At 58.0% G+C, this 23,122-nt stretch carries 23 protein-coding genes and 2 pseudogenes; 11 read left to right on the top strand and 14 right to left on the bottom strand.

The features are described 5' to 3' along the window. A pseudogene (locus GOB90_RS16745) lies at positions 1 to 199 on the top strand (IS5/IS1182 family transposase); the annotation flags it as partial. Positions 200 to 309: 110 nt separating this feature from the next. On the opposite strand, the gene GOB90_RS16740 reads toward GOB90_RS16745, so the two are convergent. The 10 genes from GOB90_RS16740 to GOB90_RS16695 form a co-directional block, all read right to left on the bottom strand. After that, complete coding sequence (locus GOB90_RS16740; RefSeq protein ID WP_242012119.1) at positions 310 to 2,733, bottom strand: ATP-binding protein; 2,424 nt, start codon at positions 2,731 to 2,733, stop codon at positions 310 to 312. A 13-nt stretch (positions 2,734 to 2,746) separates the two neighbouring features. After that, on the bottom strand, positions 2,747 to 3,412 hold the full coding sequence (locus GOB90_RS16735) for a hypothetical protein (protein WP_146891989.1): 666 nt from the start codon (positions 3,410 to 3,412) through the stop codon (positions 2,747 to 2,749). A 13-nt stretch (positions 3,413 to 3,425) separates the two neighbouring features. Continuing rightward, positions 3,426 to 3,902, bottom strand: a complete 477-nt coding sequence (locus tag GOB90_RS16730) for a hypothetical protein (protein WP_146891986.1) — start codon at positions 3,900 to 3,902, stop codon at positions 3,426 to 3,428. A 97-nt stretch (positions 3,903 to 3,999) separates the two neighbouring features. Next, the gene (locus tag GOB90_RS16725) at positions 4,000 to 4,545 is read right to left on the bottom strand and encodes a hypothetical protein (protein WP_146891983.1); all 546 of its coding nucleotides are present in this window, start codon (positions 4,543 to 4,545) and stop codon (positions 4,000 to 4,002) included. A gap of 12 nt (positions 4,546 to 4,557) precedes the next feature. Then, positions 4,558 to 5,748 (bottom strand): hypothetical protein, encoded by a 1,191-nt coding sequence (locus GOB90_RS16720; protein ID WP_242012118.1) that lies wholly within the window; start codon positions 5,746 to 5,748, stop codon positions 4,558 to 4,560. 67 nt (positions 5,749 to 5,815) lie between these two features. Next, on the bottom strand, positions 5,816 to 7,060 hold the full coding sequence (locus GOB90_RS16715) for a DotG/IcmE/VirB10 family protein (RefSeq protein WP_146891979.1): 1,245 nt from the start codon (positions 7,058 to 7,060) through the stop codon (positions 5,816 to 5,818). After that, positions 7,060 to 8,028, bottom strand: a complete 969-nt coding sequence (locus GOB90_RS16710; protein ID WP_373865570.1) for a DotH/IcmK family type IV secretion protein — start codon at positions 8,026 to 8,028, stop codon at positions 7,060 to 7,062. The genes GOB90_RS16715 and GOB90_RS16710 overlap by 1 nt, the downstream gene beginning before the upstream one ends. 2 nt (positions 8,029 to 8,030) lie before the next feature. Continuing rightward, positions 8,031 to 8,669, bottom strand: a complete 639-nt coding sequence (locus GOB90_RS16705; protein ID WP_146891973.1) for a DotI/IcmL/TraM family protein — start codon at positions 8,667 to 8,669, stop codon at positions 8,031 to 8,033. 131 nt (positions 8,670 to 8,800) lie between these two features. Next, the gene (locus GOB90_RS16700; protein WP_146891969.1) at positions 8,801 to 9,679 is read right to left on the bottom strand and encodes a hypothetical protein; all 879 of its coding nucleotides are present in this window, start codon (positions 9,677 to 9,679) and stop codon (positions 8,801 to 8,803) included. A gap of 295 nt (positions 9,680 to 9,974) precedes the next feature. After that, positions 9,975 to 10,766, bottom strand: coding sequence for a helix-turn-helix domain-containing protein (locus GOB90_RS16695; protein ID WP_173572166.1), 792 nt, complete (start codon positions 10,764 to 10,766; stop codon positions 9,975 to 9,977). 381 nt (positions 10,767 to 11,147) lie between these two features. Between GOB90_RS16695 and GOB90_RS16690 the strand changes: the two genes are divergently transcribed. The 8 genes from GOB90_RS16690 (at position 11,148) to GOB90_RS16655 (ending at position 18,266) form a co-directional block, all read left to right on the top strand. Continuing rightward, positions 11,148 to 11,390: a hypothetical protein gene (locus GOB90_RS16690; RefSeq protein ID WP_146891963.1), complete on the top strand. Its 243-nt coding sequence runs from the start codon at positions 11,148 to 11,150 to the stop codon at positions 11,388 to 11,390. A gap of 98 nt (positions 11,391 to 11,488) precedes the next feature. Continuing rightward, positions 11,489 to 11,833, top strand: a complete 345-nt coding sequence (locus GOB90_RS16685) for a hypothetical protein (RefSeq protein ID WP_146891998.1) — start codon at positions 11,489 to 11,491, stop codon at positions 11,831 to 11,833. Between the two features lie 47 nt (positions 11,834 to 11,880). Beyond that, positions 11,881 to 12,426, top strand: a complete 546-nt coding sequence (locus tag GOB90_RS16680) for a hypothetical protein (RefSeq protein WP_373322112.1) — start codon at positions 11,881 to 11,883, stop codon at positions 12,424 to 12,426. Further along, the gene (locus tag GOB90_RS16675; protein WP_146891957.1) at positions 12,426 to 13,610 is read left to right on the top strand and encodes a hypothetical protein; all 1,185 of its coding nucleotides are present in this window, start codon (positions 12,426 to 12,428) and stop codon (positions 13,608 to 13,610) included. Before GOB90_RS16680 ends, GOB90_RS16675 begins: the two co-directional genes overlap by 1 nt. A gap of 10 nt (positions 13,611 to 13,620) precedes the next feature. Continuing rightward, entirely contained in the window at positions 13,621 to 15,033 is a 1,413-nt protein-coding gene (locus GOB90_RS16670; protein WP_146891954.1) for a hypothetical protein, read from the top strand. 23 nt (positions 15,034 to 15,056) lie between these two features. After that, positions 15,057 to 17,387: a DotA/TraY family protein gene (locus tag GOB90_RS16665; RefSeq protein WP_242012117.1), complete on the top strand. Its 2,331-nt coding sequence runs from the start codon at positions 15,057 to 15,059 to the stop codon at positions 17,385 to 17,387. A gap of 24 nt (positions 17,388 to 17,411) precedes the next feature. Next, a complete protein-coding gene (locus GOB90_RS16660; RefSeq protein ID WP_146891951.1) occupies positions 17,412 to 17,909 on the top strand; it encodes a hypothetical protein in 498 nt (165 codons plus the stop codon). A 48-nt stretch (positions 17,910 to 17,957) separates the two neighbouring features. Next, positions 17,958 to 18,266: a hypothetical protein gene (locus tag GOB90_RS16655; protein ID WP_146891948.1), complete on the top strand. Its 309-nt coding sequence runs from the start codon at positions 17,958 to 17,960 to the stop codon at positions 18,264 to 18,266. A 48-nt stretch (positions 18,267 to 18,314) separates the two neighbouring features. On the opposite strand, the gene GOB90_RS16650 is transcribed toward GOB90_RS16655, so the two are convergent. From GOB90_RS16650 to GOB90_RS19000, 3 genes are all read right to left on the bottom strand, one after another. Next, positions 18,315 to 18,782, bottom strand: a complete 468-nt coding sequence (locus GOB90_RS16650; protein ID WP_338077573.1) for a hypothetical protein — start codon at positions 18,780 to 18,782, stop codon at positions 18,315 to 18,317. A gap of 65 nt (positions 18,783 to 18,847) precedes the next feature. Further along, on the bottom strand, positions 18,848 to 19,855 hold the full coding sequence (locus tag GOB90_RS16645; RefSeq protein ID WP_173572165.1) for a thioredoxin domain-containing protein: 1,008 nt from the start codon (positions 19,853 to 19,855) through the stop codon (positions 18,848 to 18,850). Positions 19,856 to 19,917: 62 nt separating this feature from the next. Further along, a complete protein-coding gene (locus GOB90_RS19000; RefSeq protein WP_183187353.1) occupies positions 19,918 to 20,310 on the bottom strand; it encodes a hypothetical protein in 393 nt (130 codons plus the stop codon). Positions 20,311 to 21,051: 741 nt separating this feature from the next. On the opposite strand from GOB90_RS19000, the gene repC reads away from it, so the two are divergent. After that, positions 21,052 to 22,209, top strand: coding sequence for a plasmid replication protein RepC (repC, locus tag GOB90_RS19585; protein WP_306309449.1), 1,158 nt, complete (start codon positions 21,052 to 21,054; stop codon positions 22,207 to 22,209). A gap of 62 nt (positions 22,210 to 22,271) precedes the next feature. After that, positions 22,272 to 22,544 (top strand): DUF2312 domain-containing protein, encoded by a 273-nt coding sequence (locus tag GOB90_RS16635; RefSeq protein ID WP_146891942.1) that lies wholly within the window; start codon positions 22,272 to 22,274, stop codon positions 22,542 to 22,544. Between the two features lie 379 nt (positions 22,545 to 22,923). Here the strand turns inward: GOB90_RS16635 and GOB90_RS16630 are convergent. Next, a pseudogene (locus tag GOB90_RS16630) lies at positions 22,924 to 23,122 on the bottom strand (IS5/IS1182 family transposase); the annotation flags it as partial.

Here is a 23,122-nt window from a genome sequence, read left to right as displayed (position 1 = left end):
GCATATCCAGAAATCAAATGCTGGAAAGTCGGTCATCCGCTCGCGTGTCGAGCATGTCTTTGCCGATCAGAAGTCACAGACGGGGCTGTTTGTCCGGACTGTCGGTATCAGTCGAGCCACCATGAGGATCGGGCTCGCCAATATCGTCTACAATATGCGCCGCCTCCTCTTCCTCGAAAGATTGAACGCGAGCCCATAGCCATCCAGCGAGAGACAACTCCCAATCTGCTCAAAACGCAGACTGGACGCCATCGCAAAAACCGTCAATCAAATCGCCAAAACCCAGAAATTACCGGCCAAGCACATCAATCAAGGGTTCTTCGATCCCTCCATTTCGGTGAAGCGCGCCAGGTGATAGTCCCGCATGGACGCAGGCATATTCGGGTCATCCGCGTAATCGGGATGGAGGAAGAAATTCCGGGCCAGAATCTGGCGGCCAAGCATGTACATCAGGGCCGTCTGTCGGTTCGCTCCCGGCGAACCCGAGGGTGCCACCTCGGCGAGATCGAGAACGATCACGCGCGCGTTGCCCATATCAAGCTTTGTGGGCGACGCGAGCATTGGAAAATTCTTGATCACGTTCATGATGTAACGGTCGAACGTATCGATCAGGCTTTCACCGGTCTCCAGCGTGATTTTAGAATACCTCTTCTCGATTTCGGGACTGCGGGCCGCCATCAGAAGATCCTGCAGGATGGGGACCGCGTGACGTTGGGCGAAGCCAGCGAGACGATACTCCTTCAGGTCGATAAGGGCACTGACGACATCGCGCCACCAGGTCGGATCGTCCTCACCGGCATGGTGCGGCAAGCTGATTCCAAGTGACGTGATTGCCGCATCAACCTCAGGTTCTATCCCCGGACTATAAATCTTCGGCGCCCCCCCCTGGACGCCGGTGCAAAGCCGATAGGCCTCATCAACCACGTCCTCCACCAGATGATCCATGCCCTCCCACGGCTTGCCTTCCAGGGGCGTGGCGAGAAGCGAGATAAAATTCTGCAGAAAAACGCGCTCAAGCGGCAGGGGATATTCCAGCCCGACCTGCGTATCGAAGACGTTGACCTCAAACCCCGGAATCGCCTGCATCTTGACGTAGACGGCTTCGTGCTGGCGGGCTGGACCGAGGGCATTCCGGAGCATCTCGATGAGCCCGCGCGAGGATGGGCCGATGTCGAGCTTGCCGATGAATGGGAGCTTCGTACCGTGGCTGCTGATTGCGGCACTGCTGAGGATCAGTCCGAGCAGAATGGTATTGGCGAGAACGGACTTACCGCCGCCAGGCGGTGCCACGATGATGTCCACAACGGATGGGCGCAGGCCTCCCCCGGTCGGATCATAAGGCCAGATTGAACCATCGGGCTTACGGAAAAGAATGGAGCCTCTCTGCCACGGTGACGCACTGCGTGCCCAGGGCATCATGGCAAACGCATCACCGACCAGAGCAAGTGATGAGGTTGCGGTCGAACCGAGAGAGAGTGCTGGCACAGACCCCATGGCAGCCTCCAGCGGATCGCCGGAGATGCGCGTCGTCTTGCTGTTGCCCCATGCGTCGATTGCCTGAGCGAGATCCGAAGCCTGCCGGCGCAGTTTCGCGTCTTCCCCGATTGGCGCCCACGTTGTGGCCGTCATCCTCATTCGTACGGAATTGTGGTTGTTTTTCTGGCGCTCGTGCTTGAGCGTCGCGAAGGCGCGGCGGATGTCGCCGTTTCCGGGGAACATTGCCAGAAACCCTGCGCCAGCCTCCTTGAACCCGAACGCTGCGCGACCTCCTCCCTCAAGAATCATGGCGCTTCGCCAGGGCAGCCGTTTACGCCCGAGCACGCTGGACAATTCCGCAAAGGGTCGTGGATCTTCGGGGCCAATTGCCATATCGACCGGGGCGTACGTGTAATCACCGACCGTGACGAGCTGGCCGCCTTTCGTTTCCGCATCGGCGTTGAAAATCTGGTCCCGGATGGCGGGCCAGAGCAGGCCTTGTGGATGAGGCTTCGGATCGTCCAGATCGTCCGGAAGACGTGGCATGACCCGGTCTCCCAGCAGGGTCGGCTTCCATGCGGAGCCGGCCGTTTCCCGGTAGATCGCCTCGCGCGCAACCTGAAGAGCATGATGCGGATTGAGGAATTCGCAGGAAATATCAAAACCCTGCATCGTTGTCTGCACACGCGAGATAAATGACTCGTGCCGGGCGGCCATGATGTCTGATCGCACAGCGAAGCGCTGGCTGTCTCCGACACGCGGGAACTGGGCGGCGAGGGCTTTGCGCTCCTCGGCGACCTGTTTGCGGTCCTCCCGCGTCAGAACGCTGGGCCGCGTCCACAAGACGTAATACGTGGCTTCCCAGCGCATGACATTCGGCCAGCGACGTCGTCTTTCCCCGATGACATCCGTGAGGTCGGCACCGATCTGACGGGCGATGGAACGGCAGCCGTCAAGACTGAGGCGATCGATCTCGATGCCTGATCTCTCGGGATCAGAGATATACCAGCCGACGATGGCATGACCGCGCTCTTCCAGGAGTCCCTGCAGCTCGATACGCTGCTGTTCAGCCAGAGCCTCCACTTCCTGGCGGGTACACATCCGGCGCAGGCCGTTTATGCGAAGTACCGAGACATACTCGCCACGTTTCGTGACAAGATGATCTCCATGTGTGCTCTCGACGTCGCAGAATGACGTCAGGGGCTGGCGCAGCCCGAGGCTGATGCTCGCCAGCAGACCGGAAAGGATGCCGCCCATCAATATCGTCCTGTTATAAAGTGGAGTGTGAGGGAACTGCGCCGGTCCATTCCCGGAGCAGCGCCGGATAAATGTCGGTTGCACCATCATAAAGACGGCCGAGAGGAAGGATTCGCAGACCCTCCAGAAGGCCTGCGATGCTGGCTTCCGTCTGCGGTTCAGAGCGGTTCGCCATCAGCAGAGCCGTCGCGAGTTGCCGGGGAGAGGTCGTTTCGAGGCGCCGCCGCGCTTCACCGCTTCGCGCGTGAAGTGCGCGCAGGACAGAAACAGAGGGCTGGCAGCGCATCGGGATCATGCCGGCATCTGCGCCAGCAGCAATCGCATCGATGATGCGATGCCATGCAGTGTCTCGACTGGCTCCATCGTCTCCGAGTGCTCCGATGAGCGTCTGATGTGCGCAGCGGGTCAGAGTCATGATCCGCGTCTGTGGGAATTCGGGCCACCACACGAGCACGGCTTCGCGCTCGATTGCCGGGCGTGTCAGGTTTTGCAGGATGTCGCAGACAGCGCAGACGCGGCCGGAGCCGCGCCTGTCGTTGTTCCAGAAAAAACTGCGGCCGGCTGTGGCAAGGCCGCAGCAGCCACAGGTGAAATGACCCGTCTTCGTCTCTCCGGAATGAAGCGCTGACGGATCCCAGGGGCGCGGCAGCATCCGGAAAGATGAGGTGGATCGGGCCATTTCAGTCCGTTCCTTAGCCGCCGCTGCCGGATGTGAACGTATAGGCCTTCGCCTCGGTGCCGACGGTCGCTGCACCACCCGACGCCGTGTTGGCCGCCTTATTGATCCACTGCGGACCGGTTGCGAAAAGGCCGCACAGCACGATGCCTGCAATAGCCATGCCGACCTTCCCCGGGCTGCGGTTCTGTTCGTTGCGGCTCTGCCATGCCGCCCAGACACCAGCGATGAAGCAGATGAAGGCAGCAATATACATCGCGGCTGCGGCGACAAACCCGCCCGCCGTGAGGCCTTCCTGGGCTGTTGCCTGCACCTGCGCGCCGATGCCGTTCGTGCTGCCCGTTGCAGTCTGGGCAAAGGCATGACCGGCGAGGAGAAGCGGGGCAGAGAGTGCGCCCAGTGCGGCGAGGGCACGCGGGCCATATCCGTTGCGCGCGAGTGCCGGACGCGACACCCGCGCCGGCACCATCTTGTTGACGTGAGAGAGGTTCATGTTCAGGGCTCCATTGAGAGAGGGATCATGTCCCTCAGGAGCATTTGTCCGGCCCCAACATGCGACTTCGAACGCTTTTTTCAAAAAAAGAGTGATTTCAGCTCGACGTTGTCCAGTGACTGAGGATCCATGTCGCTTCCTTGACGGGATTGAGCAGAATCACGCCGAAGATAAACTGAAGCAGGCAACTCAGCTTCGAGCGATTTGTTTTTCCGGTAGCCGAGGCATTCCACGCGACAACTGCCATGAATGCAGCCCAGGCACCGAACATTTCAAAAAACAGTGCAAAATCACTGACGATTGACAGAATGGCATCCTGCGGTCCGGTGCCGGAAATCACGCTGCCAGCCGTTGCGTCCGTGTAACCGGTGACGGACGACCCAAGCGCGACCTGAGTACCGAGGCCGGTCGAAGTGCTCGATTTGGTGAGGATCCGGTCAAAAGCGGCAAAAACACCGGAGAGAACAATGCCGAGCCACGGCACCCAGGGCTTGCCGACGAATGGGTTCTGGGGCTGGCGTTGCTGCCAAAGGCCCCAGGCTCCTGTGAGAAAGGAAATCCACGCCGCAATGTAACAGGCCATTGGCAGAAGCCAGGCCATGCCGAGCGCGAGATCATTGACGAGATTGACCAGACCTTGCACGGCGCTTTGTCCTTACTGGATTGTTCCGTGTTCAGCCTGGATCACCCAAATCGTCCCGCGCTGAGCAATGGCGCGGACGCGGCCATAACCCCGCAAATCCGTGCCGATCTGGACCTCGGCCTGCGAAGCCTGTCCCGCCGGTGCCCCGTCATCCTGCACCATGGCAAGCTGGGGCGATGCGGCGAGGATCCGATAGCGCGGTATCCATGTCGCTGGCGGCGGCAGGGGTGTCTCCCGAACGTTCGATGGCGCAGGCGTCACAGATTTAGCCGGTGTCGCTGCCGAATGCGGCTCAGCAAGCGCGGCTTCAAGAGCAGCCCGCGCCTTCTCCGCTGCGGCCCGCGTCGCCGCCAGCCCGTCCGAGGGAGGGGCCTCGGCATCCGCGACCGCCTTCTTCGCTTCGAGCAGAGACATGCGGCGATTCAGATCTGCGGACTTCGCCGTGTCCGAAATACGCAGGCGATCGAGATCCTGCCGCAGGGTCTCGATCTCGCTGCGGGTCCGCTGCACAAGGGCGGCTTCTTCCGTTACGAGCTGAAGCACCTGCACCTGATCATCAGGCGTCATGGGAGCCGCCTGCAGGCGTGCCGCCTTATGAACCGCGTCTTCGGCCGGAGTGCTTCTCACAGGTGTCGCGTCAGGCTTTTGTGTGGAAGCGCTTGCCGCTGGCGGTGTCGGTGCTGCATCGGGCGCTCTGACCACCGGATGCGGCGGCGTTTTCATCGCAAGCATCGCCTTGAGATCATCGCTCTCAGCCTGCGGCTGTGCGATCTGAGCGGTCTGGACAGGCTGCGGCGTCACGAGGGGCGGCTTGCTCATCGGCTGGGCCGTTATCTGAGCTGGCGGAACGGAAGCGGGCGTAACACCAACCTCCTGCCCGACGGGAGGCGTTGATCGCCCTGAGAGGCTGATAAACAGAAATACGGCGAGCAGGCCCGTGACGGCCGTAGAACCCCCTATCATGAGCTGCTTGCGGCAAGGAAGCGCCGTGAGACGGGCGATAACGCGCGCAGAGGAAGGGGCTTTTTCCGCTGTTTCTGCGGCGCCCGGTTCAACGTCGGGCCGGATTTCGCCAGCCTCCTCAGGCTCAGATGAAGAGTCCGGATCGGGGGCTGTGCCGAGTTTGCGGAAAGGGAGCGGGCCGATACCCCTGTCCGCGCTGAACGGATCCCGGGGCGTCGGAGCGATGGCGGCTGATGTCATGGTGAATCTTGCCTTCTGATGGAGAGGACAGAGAATTCACCGACATCATGCGACCAGCGTGCAAAAATTACTTCGTCCCGATAACAGGTGACATGAAGATCACCCCGACGCTGACCTGCGCTGCGAGATTGACGCGGGGCTGGGTCGGCATCTGTTGTGTCAGAGCGCTGTTCACCTGTGAGGCCGCAGCACCGGCCGCCACACCAATCTGTTGCGGAAAATTGAGTGACTGCACGTAATTGACATTACCCAGCGCCCCGATCGAACCGGTGGTGTTTGATGTCATCTCGATAGCCTGCCCGAGCCCCTGCACAAACGCAGCCGCAGCAGGCAGAACAAACCGTTCAAGATAAAGCTGATCGACGCTGGATGCGACCGCAGCTTCCATCGTATCAGGTGCAACCACCACGCCGTCGACGTCAATGGGTTTTGGCTCTGCCTTGTGGAAGACCTGTTCGACATGAACGACAAGCCTGTTCAGGTGTCCGCCCGCGCGCCGGACCGAGGCTTTCATCCTGTCACCGGCGAGCGGTCCGGAATCCGCTTCCAGAATGATTTCACCGCCGAGATCACTGTTTGTCGCCGAAACCGTATGAGCAAAGATGCCGCGACCGGCGGGAACAAGGACGCGGGGCGAGGTGCGCAGTGAATTGGCGGTTGCAGCCGAGGACGGCGCCGGGGCAGCCGCAACCTCCTTTTTCCGGGTGCCCGTCATTTCCGCCTGCTCATACATGACATCGGTGACCGGGAGGCGTCCGTTAAGACGCCCGGACAGGTCCATGATTGCGCGCCTGTATCGCGCAAAGGCATCTTTCTGCTGCTGCGGATCACGTGGAACTGCCGCCCGGAAGCCCGGATCGGTCTGCACGGGCACGACAGGCACGCTCGGTACCACGTAAGGCGCGTGGGGAGCGGGGGGCGCTGCGAGCTTCGCCATGGCCGGGTCGGCTTCATCTCCCGAGCCAACCTCCTGAGCTACGGCAAGCTGAGGAGGCTGATGCGAGGGATGGGTCGGGGTGCCCGGCGCTATATCCGGCGAATAGGATTGCCCGGATGTCTGCGCGTGCTTTGCCTCATCCCGGATCTGATCCTCACGCAGCGCCTGCTGCCGTGGGTTTGAATTCAGACCACCTGGCAGAGGATTGGCTGCCGGTGGCCTGCCGGGATCCGAGCGCGGAAGTTCCTTGTGATGGATGGACGAAACGAACAGCGTAATTCCGAGCAGGGTGGCTACACCCCCGATTATGGCGAACAGACGGCGGTTTCCACCGCGAGACGCCTGGCTGAAGACTTGTCTGAATTTGAGCTTCATCACTGTGCGTCCCTGATATGAGCGGAGATTGTTCGTCCGGCATCGGAGAGAAGGACCACTGGAGATTCATGAAAGGCGTAGAGGGTATAACCACCTTCACCATGTTCCATGCTGTCTGAGGAGGGTGTCATAAGCAGAAGTCGGGTCCGCAGATAGACTTCATTGCCGATCCGCCAGGCCCGCACGTCGTCGGGAGAAATGCCTTCAACAGCAAGTGGCACCGCCGATGCCGGCGGAACGCCACTCAGCATCGCGTTCATGTAGGGCTCACCGGTTGCGGGTGCTCCTGGACGCGTGTCCACTGGTTCCTTCGCATTTGGTCCGGCCTCAGAAATCCGGACTGTGAGGTTGTCATCGTAGGATCCGCGTCCTGCGATCAGCAGAAAGGAAACAGGCTTCGGCGCCCCCTGCAGGGTGACGAGAAGTCCGCCCCTCGGCTGGAGCGAAATCGGCTCGATATTGATTGTATTGGACCCTTTGAACGGGACGCATGTGTAGAACCCCGTTGTTTCTACAGCGGGATTTCCGGATGTAGCCCCCTTTCCAGATGCGCAGTTCGTGCTCCCGTCCGGGTTGGCTGAATTGCCGGACGTGTTCCACGCGACTGGCCAGGGCTGGCCGGTGTTATCTACGAAAGACAGCGCGGTCGGGTATCCTTTGGTGGTAAAGATCAGACTTGTTTGCTGGCCGGGGGCAAAGGACACACGGATCGCCGGACGGGCATTCGGTGTCGCAAATTCAGTGCTGACCTGTTCTTTCGCACGGCTGACGGCCTTCAGCCGCTTGCCGAGGCGTAGAATTTCCTCGGGCGTGAATGGAATGGCGTCGTGTTCCGCGTCGTCTTCCGCCTCGTGCGCCGGGTCCGGGGCGGCGGCTGCCGGCACGGGGCCGGCTTGCGGACCCTCCTGGGCTGATGCGAGTGGTGGAAGCAGAAGCAGGGCGACCGGAAGCAAGCGATGGAGTTTCATTGTCATCCTTCCCTCCCCGAGGAGACGACAAGCTGCTCGATCGCCAGCCCTTCGGGGTGATCGAGATCTTCGACACGATCAATCGTGACAGTTGCCATCAGCATCTGCGTATTTTGCTGATTGACGTTTTCACAGGTCTGGATGAAAGGGAACTGCACCACATAGCGCGAATGCCCCTGCACGACCGTTTCGGCGCGGACAGTGGCAGCCCGGGTTGGCTGAGCGTAGCAGAGTAATTTCGCTTCTCTTAATTTCGCAAGATTCCCTTGTGTAATAAATGACTTTGCAAAGGTATTCCATCCGTTGAGAGTGTAGTGCGCCCCAGCCGTGTTCATCTGAGTTGGAAAATCTCTATAATTGATATTGTACGGTGCTATGGCCCATTTGACCGCCCAGCCAAGGAGCTGGTCCTGGCCGAGCACCGGACTTGTCAGCGCCACGGCCGGACGCGGCGCGTTCTGGCCATCTACGAAAAAATATAGCGGCTTTGGCGGGTGCGCGCGGACATAGGCATCATGGGCTGTGAAAGCAACCACGACCGCAGCCAGCGCGACGTTGAGCATCAGTGACCGATCCACCACGATGCCCTGAAAGTCGGGGTCGGTGAGCCGCCTTGTCACAGCTGAACTAAACAGCTTCATGATCCGCCTCCCTTTAAAGGGGGCGTGGAATTACCGGAAAACATCTCTCTGCCCTCATGTGCTATCAATGGTGAGAGCAGCTTCCGACCTTATCTTGCGACCAGCGCTGTTTTTTTCGAGATTTTTGGTTCTTATGCGGCAATACCGTGGATGGCGGCGACACTCCGTCGATACCGTCGGCTCACCCGGTCGCCGCCCTTTCGGGTCGTCCAGAAGAAGCACCCAGCCTTGCACAGACATTCCCGGCGAATGTAGTCATGTTCGGTGATATAATGTTCCGCTTTGGCGGAAATGAACCAAGGCGTCTTTTCGCCCCTGCGAGGAGGGAGCTGCTCCCAGCTGCTCTGTGACTTCAGGGCACTTTCTGAGATCAGGAAGTCTCGCGCTATTTCAGCCGGACTTTGGAATGCGAAATGACGGTAGGCGATTTCTATATTCGCTGCTTCATGCCAGCGGACTTTATAACCGCCTTTGTGCGCGGTCAGTTTCAAGCGGTTGAGACTATGCCTGACGTACCATGTCCGTCCACGCCGTTCCTCCGGTGTGAGGAGTGACGCCTCCTCCCACGTCAGGACCACTCTTGGGTCGGCCGGGATCGCGTCGCGCTTTTCAGCCTGGATCTTTGCTCCCTGCACTTTAGAAATCCGGATGCGGGCTGGGAGGCCGAGATGGCGTCTCTTTGACGAAACACTGCCAGACGAACGGTTGAGTAAACGTGAGATTTCAGACGCGCTGTCCCCCGACATCCACCGTTGTCCGAGAATAAACAACTCATTACGAGACCATGCACCTCGCCGATCCGGAGTTTCGTAGGTCACTGGCGGCGGACAGTCTTCCCACTCAGCGAGCGCCTCCTCGACGTCCTGGATGGCCAGAGACAGCATCGTGGCAACCAGTGTAATATCGCAAAGGATCGCATATATCGAACGGATAGTATCGTTCGTCGTGTAGGCTTGAAGCCAGACGAACGCGCCTCTTCTGAAAACCTGACCAAAGGATGCATTCCGCATACGACCAGCCCCACGCTCTCGTCTTTACAAGACTAATATCCGTATTATGAGAAGAACATTCCTTTAAGACGGAAGCGAAGTCAAGAAAGAAAGTTCTCGGTACGACGTCGCCGTCATCGGGCCGTTTCATGGGTATGACGTTGGTAAATGCGCACAGCATGAGGGCAAGGCGATAGCGCGCGTCATTTGACGAAGGCTGCGCTATCGCCTTTTTGAGCTAGTTCAAGATGTTAAGGGGATTGCAGATAAGAGGAATCAAGATCCCGCTTTTCATGTCTGCAGCAACACATTGGGTTTAGCTGGATGCTGACGTGCCAAGGGCATCCCGCAGGCTATTGAAGACGAATTCAAGATCATCAAGCGCGTAGAGATGTGTCTGAGCTTCCACGGCCCATGCCGCAACATCGAGTAATCGCATGGTGTTCTGGTCGTCGTGAGTGCCAGGAATCAGCGCAAACACAGAAATTGCTAACCCCTCGGACACTTTATACACGGTTTCCATGCTCGGATTACGGTGCCCGGACTCTAAAAGAGAGTAACTTGTAAGCGACGTATGGGATTTTTGGGCAGTCTGGTTTGCGGTGAAGCCTCTGAGCGTTCGATAGATACGCACCCTGCGGCCGAAAGACTCAAGAATATCTGATCGAGTTTTTGGCTCATAAACAGCACCTCGCCTATAATGTTCTTCCGCATTTTTCATCGGAAGAGGCGCCAGTTTGATTGTTTCTTCTATGGTATTGATGAAGCTTTTTAGTTGAAATACAGACCTACCATATTCTGAAGATTTAATCGCCTTGGACAACTTAAGAAGTGACTTGCTATCGGGATAGTTTGATATGTCCTGCACTTCACCGGGTTGTTCCGGAAGTACTGACCTCGGGTCAAGCTGGTAGATCCTCAACACCGTAGAAAGCGTGTCGAGAGAGAATGCTCGGCCCGTTTCAAGGGCGCGGATTATCGAAATGTGCATTCTGGCCAGCTTTGCCAGATGTGACTGTGACCAGTGCAAGCTTTCGCGGTGCTTTTCGAGTTTCTCGCTTACTATCTCATAAAAGCGACCGCCCTCAAATAGCGCATCGACCTGCATCTTTTCGCTTCCATTCAACATTTTCGTTCACTTTCTGAGCAGGTTAAGCTTCAAAGGAGAGCTCCTTTGCAGGAAACACGATACTGCGTGCGCCATCTGTAACAAAGTCTGAAAGAGGTATGCAGCGTACCGCGCATTTATTTCTTTCAGGTCGCAAGAGTACCTGCTCGCTTTCCCATGTCACATGAGGAGACGAGATCCATGCCCATTTTCCATGCCGCGATGATGGTCGCCGCTCTTAACAACGGCTTTATCGTGCCAGCTGCTTTTCAGGTTGTTCAGGCACCGGCGCCGTTATCTGTGCCCACGGGTAGGAACGCGGTCGTATCAGAGAGACCGTTACCGGACGAAAGCAGAGGTCGAGAGGGTGAGGGCAGACCAATGGCATCCCATTTCCGGCGAGCGACCGGTTACGGCAGACAGGTTCCTCTGCACTTCGCCGTTCGCCAGATCGTTCCTCGTGGGGTCACCGTGACGTTTGCTCCTGACATCGATACCGAGGCCCCGGTTGACTGGCAGGGCGGCCGGGAATGGAACAAGGTGCTGGCATCGTCGGTAGCTCAGGCCGGGGATGTCATTGATGTGGGCCGCAACAAAGTTACGATCCGCCGTCGAATTCGCTGACTGGTCGCATGATGCGAGCGCACCTTCCTTCGTAATCAGCCGAGGAAGGTCTCATGCGAACACCACAGCCTGCCCCGAAAACAGGGGTGCACTCTCCAATGCCAAATGTCGCGCTTACTCTGGATGCACTTGCCGATCTGTGGCGGTGCATCGGTGGTGACGAGGCTGTGGCCCGAGTGGATCGGAATCCAGCGGCACTGGCAGCGTGGCACGCCACGTTGTCGTCAGTAGCACCCCACGAATGGCCGGATCTTGTCCGATGCCTGGAGCCGCTTATCCCGCGTCTTCGTGGCAGACGGGATCTTCTTTCTCCCGATAGCCCGTTCGGTCACGGCGTGATTGCCGAGAACCGCCGTCAGGCTCTCCAGCGTATGCTTACTCCGGAACGCATTTCGCTGCTGGAAGCGATCACCCGTCCGGAGAGACGTCAGGAGGCCGCATGATTCGGTCAGTCTCCTGCTCATTGTATTCGGTGGTCCTCACAGCAGCGATGCTTGTTTCGGTGCCAGCAGGTGCCCAGACAGCTACGACCGGAACTACCGATTCCACGACTTCGACGGGAAGCGCCGGCTGCGCCGCGCTGACCCAGGCGGCCGCGACTGCAGTGAATGAGCGGGTGCAGGCCAACAATGCTTACGAAAAGCAGCCGGACAGCGTCAACGGACTGTCCTGCCTCAGCAGTTTCTTCAGCGGCACCGGACTGAACCTCATCACCAATGGCCTCGATCCGGCCGCGCTCCTGGAGGCGGTCGAAGGGCAGATCGGTGGTCAGATCTGTCAGGCTGCGCAGTCTGCGTGGAGCAACGCCATGGGTTCGACCCAATGCGGGCTCAGCCTGTCAGGCGTCAATTTAGGTCTGGGGTTCGGGTCGAGCAGCGGGTTGATGTGTCCCAGCCTGAGTTTCGGCGGTGGCGGTCCCACCCTAGCTAACGTCAACGCCGGAACATCGAGCGGGACGACTGATCTTTATATCAATGGCTCTCCCCAGCTTCCGTCGGGTTACAGCCTGAACAACGTCGTGGACGGAGTGTTCTGATGCGCAAGCTGCAAACAGCGGCCATCGCCGCCGGAACCTGCGTATGTGTTCTGGCGATCGCGCCGAAACCCGCGCACGCGCTGATCAGTGAGGCGGCTGTGGTCGCCGCGATCAAGGCGCTGCAAAGCTTCACGGGTAGTGCGCTGAACACGATGACGAAGAATCTTACAAATAGCATAGATTCGAATCTGACCAGCCTTACGAACCCCGACTCTGTCGCCTCGCTTCTGACAAAAGGGTTCACCCAGACGGCGAATTACGCAAAGGCTCAGGTCGGAGCGCAGTCCCAACTTATGGACGCCCAGAATACAGCCATGGCCGGCTTTCTGCGTCGTCAGCAGGAAACGGAGATCCGAGACGAGCATATGATGAATCCGGAGTTCTGCGCGGGCCTTGACGCTCAGCAGTCCACCGTTGCGGCGTCGAAAGCAGCCCGCTCAGCGGTCTACGCCATCGCGACCGTGAGCGATCCAAGAGGAGAGGCCGCGCAGGGGACGCCCTCTTATTATGGCAAATCCCAGGGCACGGATGCGAATATGTCCCTACACCTGAGGCGGTACTGTTCCTCGGATGACGTCGCGCAGGGCCTGTGTTCTTCCGTCTCCAAACTGCCGAACGCAGATCAGCGTGCCACCAGCCTCTTTGGGGCTGACACACTCTCGGCCGACGGTGCCGTGGATGCGGCCAATGACTACGCGACTACGCTCATCCAGCCGATCGCGCCGGCAGCGCTGCGCGGCGAGCAGCTCTCCAGCATTCGCGGGCGCGAAGCGGCGACCCGCCGCCGATCCTATAACAGCCGCATGTCACTCGCCCGTTGGGTGACCGGCTACGTCACCTCGCTCGGCGTCCCGTCCGTGACCCTGACGAGCGATCAGCAGGCCGAAATGAAGGCCGAAGGGCTGACGCCTCTCGACAAGGCTTCATGGCTGCAGGCCATGGCGCTCGAAGTCAACCGTCGCGTTTCCAGCGTGATCTGGAACGCATCTCTCCAGAAAATGCCCCCCGCCTCGGTGATGCGCGAAGTTGCCACCGAGATGGCGCAGTCCAATTACCTCGCGCTGCAGAATTACCGCGTGTCTCTCTATCTGGCGACCGTGGGGGCCACCCGCGTCGCACAGGAAGAGGAGGCCGCCTTCAAGGACGGTCTAACGCCGATGCCTTCCCCCACCATCAACCCGTAAAGGCCCCAACATGTCTGAAACCATGCAGAAGACCGGCGACATTGAAGATGTTCTGAAAATCCTCGATCGCGTGCAATCTGAGTACAAGAAGCAGGCATCTGGGCAGGCTGCTGCATATGACCGGTTGCGTCAGGAATCACATGAACCGGGCGCTGACAGTGATCCGCAGTTCCGCACCCGTGTGGCCTATGCCGTGCAGGATGTGGAGCGCCTGCTCGGGCCAACGGTCGATAAAGACAACCCGCTACGTGCCGAGATGACCGAACGTGCCGCTCATTATCCGGGTCTGAACGAGCCGAACGTGGTCGCCCTGATGCAGGAGACCCATCGTCTCAAGCAGCCGGAAGTCAATGCGATCCGAAGCCTTGCCAGCGAGCTGGTGGAAGGGCGTCAGGATCCGGACCACCCGGACATCGCGCACACCATCGACAAGCTGAAGGCAACTGTCTTTCCGGAGCCGGGCGCAAAATCGGAGATGGAGCCCAAACATAGCGCCGAGGCGCCGCACGACGGCACAGGCGACCCGGATTCAACACGTGGCTTAGCATCACCAGGCGGCGGCAATCCGCCTGGTCAGGAGCCATCAGCTACCAATAAACCCGAGCAGACTCATGCGCCGGACCCGCATCAGGACACCGGGTCAAAGACGGCTGGACCGGAGAAAAATACGCCTGAAAACCGATCCACGTCCGAGAAGAATACTGCTCAGGAGAAGGAGGAACCTAAACGAAAGGACGAGAAGGCCGAAACTTCGGAACGCGAGGAAGTCAGGGTCATCAGAGGTGGCGGATTTGCGAGGCTTGCGGAAGCGATCGGTTCACGGATCGAAAGCCAGCCCGCGAATCCTGGTCCGTCCTGGATGGAAAAAGCCGCCGATTTCAGCGCACGCCTTCATAACGTACGAGATGAAAAAAGTCTGGAGGCGACAGAAAGGCTGGGAAAGGACGCAGTGGAGGCGCTGCGGGAGATTAAAGAGCGTCCCGCATCCTCCATCATGGCCTCGATCTCGGACGCGGCCAAGAGCGATCCAAACGGTATGGCCGGCGTGCTGTCCGAAATGAAAGCCGGTGGAAAGTATGCTGACCTCCACAGTCAGTTCGAGACCGAAAAGCAGAGCAATCATGCCTTCGCGACGCAACTGGAGAACGTCAGCTCGAAACTGGAGGCTTACGGAAAAGGACGGGAAGCGGCCGAGGCAACAGGGCAGCGCATGGGAATGCCAGGCAGTGTGACGCAGCGTTTCAATCAGATTGATGCCGAGATTGGCAAGAGTGCCGCCGAAGTGCCCGGGAAAAAAGAGGGCACCAGTGCGCTCGAAGAGATGAGCGAAAAAGTTCGCGTGATGGTCCAGAAGGCCGTCACCGCCGTCACTGATTTCATGAAGCGAATGAGTCCCGGTCCGTCACACAGCCCGTCCCCTTAATTCCAGACTCACGAGGACGAACCATGATTCCTTTCCGTCGCCATGTGCTGGCACTTCTGACGCTTCTATGCCTCTCGGCCACCACCCTACCCGCCATGGCGCAGACCGTCGTCGCGACCGGTTCCGGGGATTCATCCGGCAGCACCAGCTATAACGTCACCTGGGATCTGCTCGATCCCGGGGACGACTGGGCGGCCCAGGTCATCCGAAGCGTCTTCCCGGTATTTGGTCAGAGTACGTCGGCACCGAGTATTGGAAACGAGGCCACAGTCATCGGCACGATGATCGGGTGGTTTTCTGGGTTCGTCATGGCCTTCGCCATGGCCGTGGTCAGCTATATTTATTTTATGAACATCCATCGCGGTGCGGAGACTTCACAGCTTCTAGGCAACAATCAGACCAGTATGTCGATCGTGCGGATTGGCGTCGCTGCCGTGTTAATGTGGCCACTCCCGACCACCGGGTTCAATGCCGCCCAGGCAGTGGTTGTGCAGGGATCGCTCTGGGGCATTGGTATGGCGAAAGTCGTTTATGACAAAGCGAAACAGGCGATCGGGCCGGACGGCAAGGTCATCGCACAACCACTCATTCCAGGCACGAAAGGGATCGTCACTGGGCTGGTGAAGAACGAATTCTGTCGCGCGATCCTTAACATCGCCGCCAACAACAGCAGCCTGATCCCGGCACCCACCGGTCAGACTGTGCTCTCGGTTACTGGGGGCAAAATGGGCGTCATCAATTACTCCTACGATATGGTGGCTGGCACCGGCGACGGCACGCCCGTTTGCGGCGCTGTCAGTTTGCAGGCTCCCAATACCGGCGTCGTTAATCTTGCTGGATTTGAAGTCGATCAGGCGAGTATGCAGAAGCAGGTGCTTGATTCCGTGCTGCTCGGTGACATTCGGAGCCAGGTCGAGCAGGTAGCGCAGAATTACTGGGAGACAAAGAAAACGTCTTCCCTCGCCCCGCTTATGAACATCATCGTCAACGCCACGAACGACTACACCTCGCGGCTGACGACACAGGCAGCGCAGCTCCGGTCGAAGCTCCAGGACACGGTCAACAACCAGACACTTGCGCTCCATCAGTGGGGCATTTCGACAAACGGCGATTCAGTCAACACGAGCAATCAGATGGATAATCTTGGCTGGACCGGGGCCGGAGCCTACTACCTCGAATTTGCCCGCCTGAACGGTCAGACTCTTTCTCTCATGACAGCGACGCCCACAATCACCACCCCGTCCTATTCCGGGATCGGGACTTATCTCGCCTCTGACATCGCACCCCTGGTGCAGTCCGCTGATACGTTCATGGAAAACATCGACAGCATGGTCGCCACGCAGGACGGAATGAGCGCGCCCGGTGGCAACGCGGATCTCTATTCGGGGGCGATCCCGGGCGGTGATGGTGCGGGCGTCCTCAACCAGTTGTTTCGGGCGCTGCATCTGAACGATTATGCCCTGCAGATCGTCACCGGGTTCATGGAGCCGTCCGGGACAGATGGCTACTGGACCGATCCATTCGGCAATCTGATGTCCCTTGGTAACTGGATGATCACCACTTCCCTGATCACCATGGGAACTGCGTCGATCCTGTCCTCGACGGCCGGAACCGTTGGGATCGGTATCATGTCACTGCTCAGTGGAAATCCGGGCGGTGTCGTTGCCGCAGGAGCCGGGCACGCGCTGATGCACTTCTTCGGAGCGCCGATTATCGGTGGTTGTCTTGCCATGCTTATGCCGGGTCTCACCATCGCCTATGTCATTCCGATGATCCCTTTTGTCATGTGGATGTTTGCTGTCGCAGGCTGGTTCATCATGGTGTGTGAATCGGTGATAGCGGCCCCGCTGTGGATGCTTGCGCACATGACCATGAACGGTGAAGGTCTGCATGGGCACGCGAAACAGGGATACGCCCTGCTGTTCAATGTCATCTTCCGCCCGGTCCTGATGCTGTTCGGGCTATTCCTCGGTTATTTCATCTTCGACTCAGTGTCATGGCTGATCCATATGTGTTTCGGGATCGCGGCCGGACTGATTCTGTCAAATGGCTGGATCGTCACAAATTTCCTCGGCATGATCGTGCTGGTCAGCCTGTTCGTGATGATTCACGTGACGCTGGCCTTCATTTCATTCCGGATGATCTCGATCCTGCCGCAACGGGTGCCGGCCATGATCGGCTTTGGCGATGTGGACCGGGTGGACATCGACCAGTTCAGCCGGGATGCTGCAGTCGTCGGCATGGCGGGCACCCTGATGTCCATCCAGCAGTCGCTCAACACCGAAGACGGTAAAAAAGCAATACCGCATGGCCCCAACAATGGGGTAGATACGACAATGAAGAAGATTGCGTGATCCAGGACACGGGGAGGGCCTGAGATGTTCGGTGGGAATGGAACGAATGGCGCGACCGGGTTCATCCTGGGACGGATGTCGCGCGACTACAGTGACAGCCTCGGGCGTGCGATCCAGAGGACTCTTTATGGGACGCCCCCGTCACTTGCAGACCAGGTGCAGGAACAGGCAGGTCTGATTGCGCGGCTGAGAACGCTGCTCAGCCGTGCCAATACCCGCGCCGAAGAGCTGGACAGAAAAGTAGGCGAATGGCAAGAATACGCCGACTTTCAAAAAACAAAGATCAGTGCAGCGGAAACACGGGCCAGCCGCGCGGAAGCGCTGGAGACGCAGCTCAGGGCTGAACTTCAGGCAGCCAGTGATCGCGAAAGTCGCTTGGCTCGTGCTCTCGCACAGGTAGAGGACAATTATCAGCGATTAAGCGCCGATCACAGAATACTGGCGACTAAAGCTGACATAATGGAGCGGCGGATCTGGGGTTACCTTTCGATGGAAGCCAGATTGAGAAAATTGGAAGAGTAGTCGCAAGTTTTTGCCGCACCATGGTCTCCTGTGAAAAGGAGACCATTCGTGAAATATTCCTTCTTTCTTCCGCTCGCCTTCTCTCTTGGACTTTCGGCGTGCAGCGCTGGAAATGTATCCTCGGCGGCACACGTCCACGGTCCGAAGGCCCCCCGTACAAAACAAGCACGTTATGATCCCAATGCGGCCTATGGGTCGGCACGGGCCGTGTGGACTCCTCCCACGTATAATCGTGCCGGCACAATCGTGCGGCCGGACGATCCCCGGACCACCCAGGGCCGTGAGGACTATGAGCATGCGTCCTGGGCAACGGGAGCGCAGGGGGGAGACGCTAACGCTCCTCCGGGTACGTTCTGAGAACTTGTTGAATGGAATGCCGCCAGCACCAGGCTGGCAGTGTTCCGTCTAGGGCTTGCGGGGAAAGAGATTGTCCGCCGTAGCCAGAAACTGACCTGCGGAGCCGAGGTGACGTTCCCGAACCTGCCAGTTGAGCCATGCGTTCTGAAACGTCACAAGCGCGAGGAAAAGCCAGAACGGCGCAAATTCGAGCGCAGCCAGAAGCTGGTTTCCTCCCCAGTGAGACAACGACATCTCCACGAGCCACGCAACGACCAGAACGAGATCGAGCGCACCAGCGAAGAGTGATCTAGCGTATGTTTGCTGCTGCCTCTGATCGAGGAAAATGGTCACGGCTCTGGCTTCCACACCATACGCGGCAGCGGTCGCGGCGATGTCGATGCGCCCACCCTCGGCAATGCGGAGGTCCGGAATGGCGCCTTTCGTTCCTAATAACGCCTTCCAGAGAGTTTCGATTAACGACGCGTTCTGTTTCAGATCGCGCCAGGCGATCAGATCGCGTGGATCCCCAACCACAAGTCGGGCAAGTCGGCGCGTTCTCCTGAAAAATCGCGGCTTGCGGTCAGGACCCGGCCGGGAACTCATTGTGCCACCGAGCCGACAAATGCTTCGACATCACGTGGAACGCCATCCAGTCGCCCGGTCTCACCATTCCGGTGTCTCCAGATGAAAGTCGGGGTTCCGGCGAGCGCAAGCTGCCGGGCAATCTCGCCATTGCGGGCAAGTTTCTGAGGGCTGTCCGCAGAAGGGGTACTCGCCTTCTCCCCAAGCCGACCAGTGATCCATGCTTCCGCCATCTCGCCTTCCGGAAATGACAGCATCGACTTTGCATTGATCGTGCTGGCACCGTGGTCTTCATAGTCGAGAAGCGCGAGTGGAATCACTTTCAGACGGAGCTTGCCGGCACTGATAGCGGGTTGGAGTGCGCGCATCGCCCTGATGGAATAGATACATTGTGGGTCTATGAACATGAGGACTTCAGGTGCCGAAGGGGCTCCCAGAGAACCGCCCGAAAGGTCGGTCAGGCCAGACTGCGAGTGCGTATCCGAGGAAGACGAAGAGACGGTAATCGTCGGGACCGCCCCGGGTATGTCCTTGATCTGGGTTTTCGTGAGATCTTTTCCTGTAGCATCCCACATACGGGCTGCTACCGCTGCCTGACCATCCGGAGTGGCGTAGACGACCTGAAAGCGATTTCCGGCCTGGACGAACATACCCCTGATCCCATGTGAGGGAACCAGGTCATGCGCACGGCCGTCCGCATAGTGACGGAGCGTGTCGTAAGGCACCGGTATCAACGTGCCACTAAGGACGACCTTGTGATCTGTGGGTGCGAAGAAGACGAGGACCTCCCCTCCCCGCATGTGAGCGATGCCGGTTTCAAATCCGTGCAGATTTGCCTGCATCTCGACGGTTGCGCCTCGCGTTCCCAGATGAGCGATCGCATCAGTGTCGCCGTGACCGTCCATCGATGGCCCCGGGAGCCTGGGCTCCGATGGAGATTCCATCGCAAGCGGTTGCGCACATTGCTGGGCGAGCGCTGGTGACCACGCCAGAAGGGCGAACGGAAAAAGGTAAATAGGTCGCATATCGGGCTCCGGACAGTATGAATGTCCTTTACGTCCCAATCATGCGACTTCACCGGGAAAACTTAGGCTCGCCGAACACGGAATAATGGCTCCTCCAGAGCGCCTCCAGGAGGGTGGTTTGGTTCTGCAGCCTGCGGAACATTTTCATATTCCCCTTCAAGCTCATCCGTTCGCATTTGGCTCACAAGCTCATTGAGGAGAGTGAGACGAATTCGCAATGGGTTAGAGTTTGGGTGCGCTTTGAGGAGCTGCTGTCCGTGTTCGCGGCACAGAACAGCTGCCCTTTGCAGCGCATCGATTGAGTCGTGATCTGACAGACGAAGCGATCGAGATGACGTCAGGTGTTCCACCTGCGCCGCAAGCGAAAAAACGGCATCAGCTAAAGGCGCGCACAGCTTCTGTGACGAATCATCCTTAATGAGCGCGAAGCGTAACCTGATTTCGTCGAGTATCATTTGGTCCCCGCGAAGCTTGAGCCTTAACGAATAATGAAAACAGGCGCACAAACAACGGTCACGCGTGATACAGAACTGCTAGATGCGCCCTACTATACTGTTGCAGACGTATGACAATTACGCAGAGAGCGTATGTCGAAAATGAGTGTTAAAACAAAGAATCACAATCGCATCGTCAAATCTACATAAATCTTAACGGAACGTAAAAAATGTGTGCGGATAGTTTCAGAGTGTTGCGTGTGCGAATCATGTAGCTCTTTGGACTCAATTTTCGCCCCAGAAGTTGTTGGTCGCATGATTCGCCCACACTCCGGAGATGTCCCACGGAAACCGTGGGCAACGCCTGAATCGTCTCAGCCTGACTTGATAATTTTACACTGTCGGCCGAAAGTTACAGATGGCCGAATCTCAGGCCGATTTGGAGGATTCGAAATGACGTAACGAATAGCTTACCCCAAACGCCAAAAGCCCCGCTTTCGCGAGGCTTTAGGACGTAAAGCTCGAAGCCGAGCCTGTTGGAAGGTCATGATCGTGGTTGACACGACCTTCCGACAGAATCGCAAAAAAGGCAAGCTTTTCTTGCAATGGGTTTTTGCGTCCTGACGCCAGGCAGGAAAGCGGCAATTCTCACGTTTGTCGCGAACAGAAAAACACAATGATTACAGAGACGTATCAGCCTCCTGGTGGGCTGCGGCGGATTACGCCTGCGATGCTAGAGCTGCTCAAGTGCAGGCACAAGCGATGCCGATGAGCGGGGTTGCTCGCCCGGAAATTTTACGAGTACTCCGCTTGGCGAGGTCAGCGGTCGGACTGACATGCCAACAGGTGGAACTGCTCGCTTATCTTTCGAGCTGGACCGACCTCGAAGACTGGATTGATGAGGATGGGGAGCCGCTGTGCACAGCTCGTAATCTCGACATCCAGGAAAGATTCGATCTCGGACGCACCCGTGTGAAGGAGCTTTTGCGGGGGCTCGCGGAAGCTGGATGGATAATCCATAGGGACAGTCCGAACGGCCAGCGTTACCTCAGGCGATCACGGGGTAGTAGAAAGGCTTTATATGGTTATGGAATCGATCTCTCGCCGCTCTCAAGGCGCTATCCCGAATTGGCCCATGCGGCGGCCGCTCAGGAAGAACGTAGGAGGGAAGGACGTCGTCTTCACAAGGAGGTAATGGCTCTAGCACGTCGTATCTACGCTTTGTCTGAAACGTGTCTTGAAGTCGGGCTGCCGATGACCGATGCGAAGCGCGTTGCTCTTGAAGCAAATCGCCTCACCCAGTTGCGCGGGGAGGATCGCAACCCGGAGATTTTGGAGCCGATCCTTGCCCGGTTAACGACGCTGCAACAGGAGCTTGAATTTGCAATCCAAGCCGCCAATCCTGTGGAAAGTGACCCCATGGGGTCGCCCGAGCGCCCCCACTATACTACTACAAAACCAGATCATATAGCTTACGCTACAGTAGGCGGAACCGGCTTCGCCGGTAAGGCTCATGAAGCAACACGTAGTCGATCTTCCGAACCACGACGGGCAACTGAATCTGCGCTCAAGGGCTTCCGAGCCACCCCCACATTCCTTCTGCAGCTAGTTCCCGCACTTCGGGACATTTGTCAGACAGATCGTCCCAACGAACGTGAAATACTCGATGCTGTAGCTCTTCTGTGCAACTCGCTCGGTGTCTCAACTCACGCTTGGAAGCAGGCGATCTCGGTTCTGGGACCGTACGAGGCCGCCGTGGCGGTGTGTGTTATCGCCGCACGACATGCAAAGGGCCTGGTAAAATCGGCAGGAGGCCTGCTGCGAGCCATGATTACCCGCCATTCTAAGGGTGAGCTTGCTCTCGATCGTTCGCTCTACGGATTAGCCGATCAGATCAAAGCATCTGCCTCTGTTCATTAGTGCTGTACGAGGTCGCATGTTGGTTCAGCAACATCTGGCTGGACAGCCAGAGGACGGCAAAAATGTTGCATGACGATCAGGACGCCCGGGAGGATCACGCGGTTGGAGGAATCGCAGCCGACCGGCTGCGGTCAATCATTGAGCGCGTCGAAAGATTGGAGGAAGAAAGGAAAGCTCTTTCCGGAGACATCAAGGATATTTTCTCTGAGGCGAAGTCGGCTGGCTTCGATGTTAAAGTAATTCGTCAGATTATCCGCATTCGAAAACAAGAACCCGCTGAGGTGGAGGAACTGGAAACTCTTTTACAAATCTATAAGCGCGCACTGGGGATGTAACTATGGACAACATTCTTCAAATATCCGGTGCTGCACTGACTTTGATCGGCGTTACTGTCCTAAGGGTCTGCGTCAATCCAAAACACAAATCCTCGGTAACAAGACGGCGACGGCGTAACGGAAATACCGATTATGCGGGCTTACGGGGAGAAATGAACATTATCCGAAGCATCAATGAGTTAGGCACATCCTGCCTTCATGATGTGATCTTGGAAGACGATCGTGGGCTCACACAGATTGACCATCTGGAGGGATCGAAGAACCCCTGATTGATGTGCTTGGCCGGTAATTTCTGGGTTTTGGCGATTTGATTGACGGTTTTTGCGATGGCCTCCGGTCTGCGTTTTGAGCAGATTGGGAGTTGTCCTCCGCTGGATGGCTATGCGCTCGCGTTCAATCTTTCGAGGAAGAGGAAGCGGCGCATATTGTAGACGATATTGGCGAGCCCGATCCTCATGGTGGCTCGGCTGATACCGACAGTCCGGACAAACAGCCCCGTCTGTGACTTCTGATCGGCAAAGACATGCTCGACACGCGAGCGGATGACCGACTTTCCAGCATTTGATTTCTGGATATGC

Origin of the sequence: Acetobacter oeni, from assembly GCF_011516825.1 — a bacterium.
Lineage (GTDB): Bacteria > Pseudomonadota > Alphaproteobacteria > Acetobacterales > Acetobacteraceae > Acetobacter > Acetobacter oeni.
The sequence above is the reverse complement of the archived record's forward strand: the minus strand, read 5'-3'. Positions and strand labels throughout refer to the sequence as shown.

Bases quoted from the DNA above. Each gene is read 5' to 3' on its own strand.
- GOB90_RS16740 (WP_242012119.1), bottom strand. From the start codon at position 2,733: ATGGGCGGCATCCTTTCCGGTCTGCTGGCGAGCATCAGCCTCGGGCTG.
- GOB90_RS16735 (WP_146891989.1), bottom strand. From the start codon at position 3,412: ATGGCCCGATCCACCTCATCTTTCCGGATGCTGCCGCGCCCCTGGGAT.
- GOB90_RS16730 (WP_146891986.1), bottom strand. From the start codon at position 3,902: ATGAACCTCTCTCACGTCAACAAGATGGTGCCGGCGCGGGTGTCGCGT.
- GOB90_RS16720 (WP_242012118.1), bottom strand. From the start codon at position 5,748: ATGACATCAGCCGCCATCGCTCCGACGCCCCGGGATCCGTTCAGCGCG.
- GOB90_RS16715 (WP_146891979.1), bottom strand. From the start codon at position 7,060: ATGAAGCTCAAATTCAGACAAGTCTTCAGCCAGGCGTCTCGCGGTGGA.
- GOB90_RS16710 (WP_373865570.1), bottom strand. From the start codon at position 8,028: ATGAAACTCCATCGCTTGCTTCCGGTCGCCCTGCTTCTGCTTCCACCA.
- GOB90_RS16705 (WP_146891973.1), bottom strand. From the start codon at position 8,669: ATGAAGCTGTTTAGTTCAGCTGTGACAAGGCGGCTCACCGACCCCGAC.
- GOB90_RS16700 (WP_146891969.1), bottom strand. From the start codon at position 9,679: ATGCGGAATGCATCCTTTGGTCAGGTTTTCAGAAGAGGCGCGTTCGTC.
- GOB90_RS16695 (WP_173572166.1), bottom strand. From the start codon at position 10,766: ATGCAGGTCGATGCGCTATTTGAGGGCGGTCGCTTTTATGAGATAGTA.
- GOB90_RS16690 (WP_146891963.1), top strand. From the start codon at position 11,148: ATGGCATCCCATTTCCGGCGAGCGACCGGTTACGGCAGACAGGTTCCT.
- GOB90_RS16685 (WP_146891998.1), top strand. From the start codon at position 11,489: ATGCCAAATGTCGCGCTTACTCTGGATGCACTTGCCGATCTGTGGCGG.
- GOB90_RS16680 (WP_373322112.1), top strand. From the start codon at position 11,881: ATGCTTGTTTCGGTGCCAGCAGGTGCCCAGACAGCTACGACCGGAACT.
- GOB90_RS16675 (WP_146891957.1), top strand. From the start codon at position 12,426: ATGCGCAAGCTGCAAACAGCGGCCATCGCCGCCGGAACCTGCGTATGT.
- GOB90_RS16670 (WP_146891954.1), top strand. From the start codon at position 13,621: ATGTCTGAAACCATGCAGAAGACCGGCGACATTGAAGATGTTCTGAAA.
- GOB90_RS16665 (WP_242012117.1), top strand. From the start codon at position 15,057: ATGATTCCTTTCCGTCGCCATGTGCTGGCACTTCTGACGCTTCTATGC.
- GOB90_RS16660 (WP_146891951.1), top strand. From the start codon at position 17,412: ATGTTCGGTGGGAATGGAACGAATGGCGCGACCGGGTTCATCCTGGGA.
- GOB90_RS16645 (WP_173572165.1), bottom strand. From the start codon at position 19,855: ATGCGACCTATTTACCTTTTTCCGTTCGCCCTTCTGGCGTGGTCACCA.
- GOB90_RS19000 (WP_183187353.1), bottom strand. From the start codon at position 20,310: ATGATACTCGACGAAATCAGGTTACGCTTCGCGCTCATTAAGGATGAT.
- repC (WP_306309449.1), top strand. From the start codon at position 21,052: ATGCCGATGAGCGGGGTTGCTCGCCCGGAAATTTTACGAGTACTCCGC.
- GOB90_RS16635 (WP_146891942.1), top strand. From the start codon at position 22,272: ATGTTGCATGACGATCAGGACGCCCGGGAGGATCACGCGGTTGGAGGA.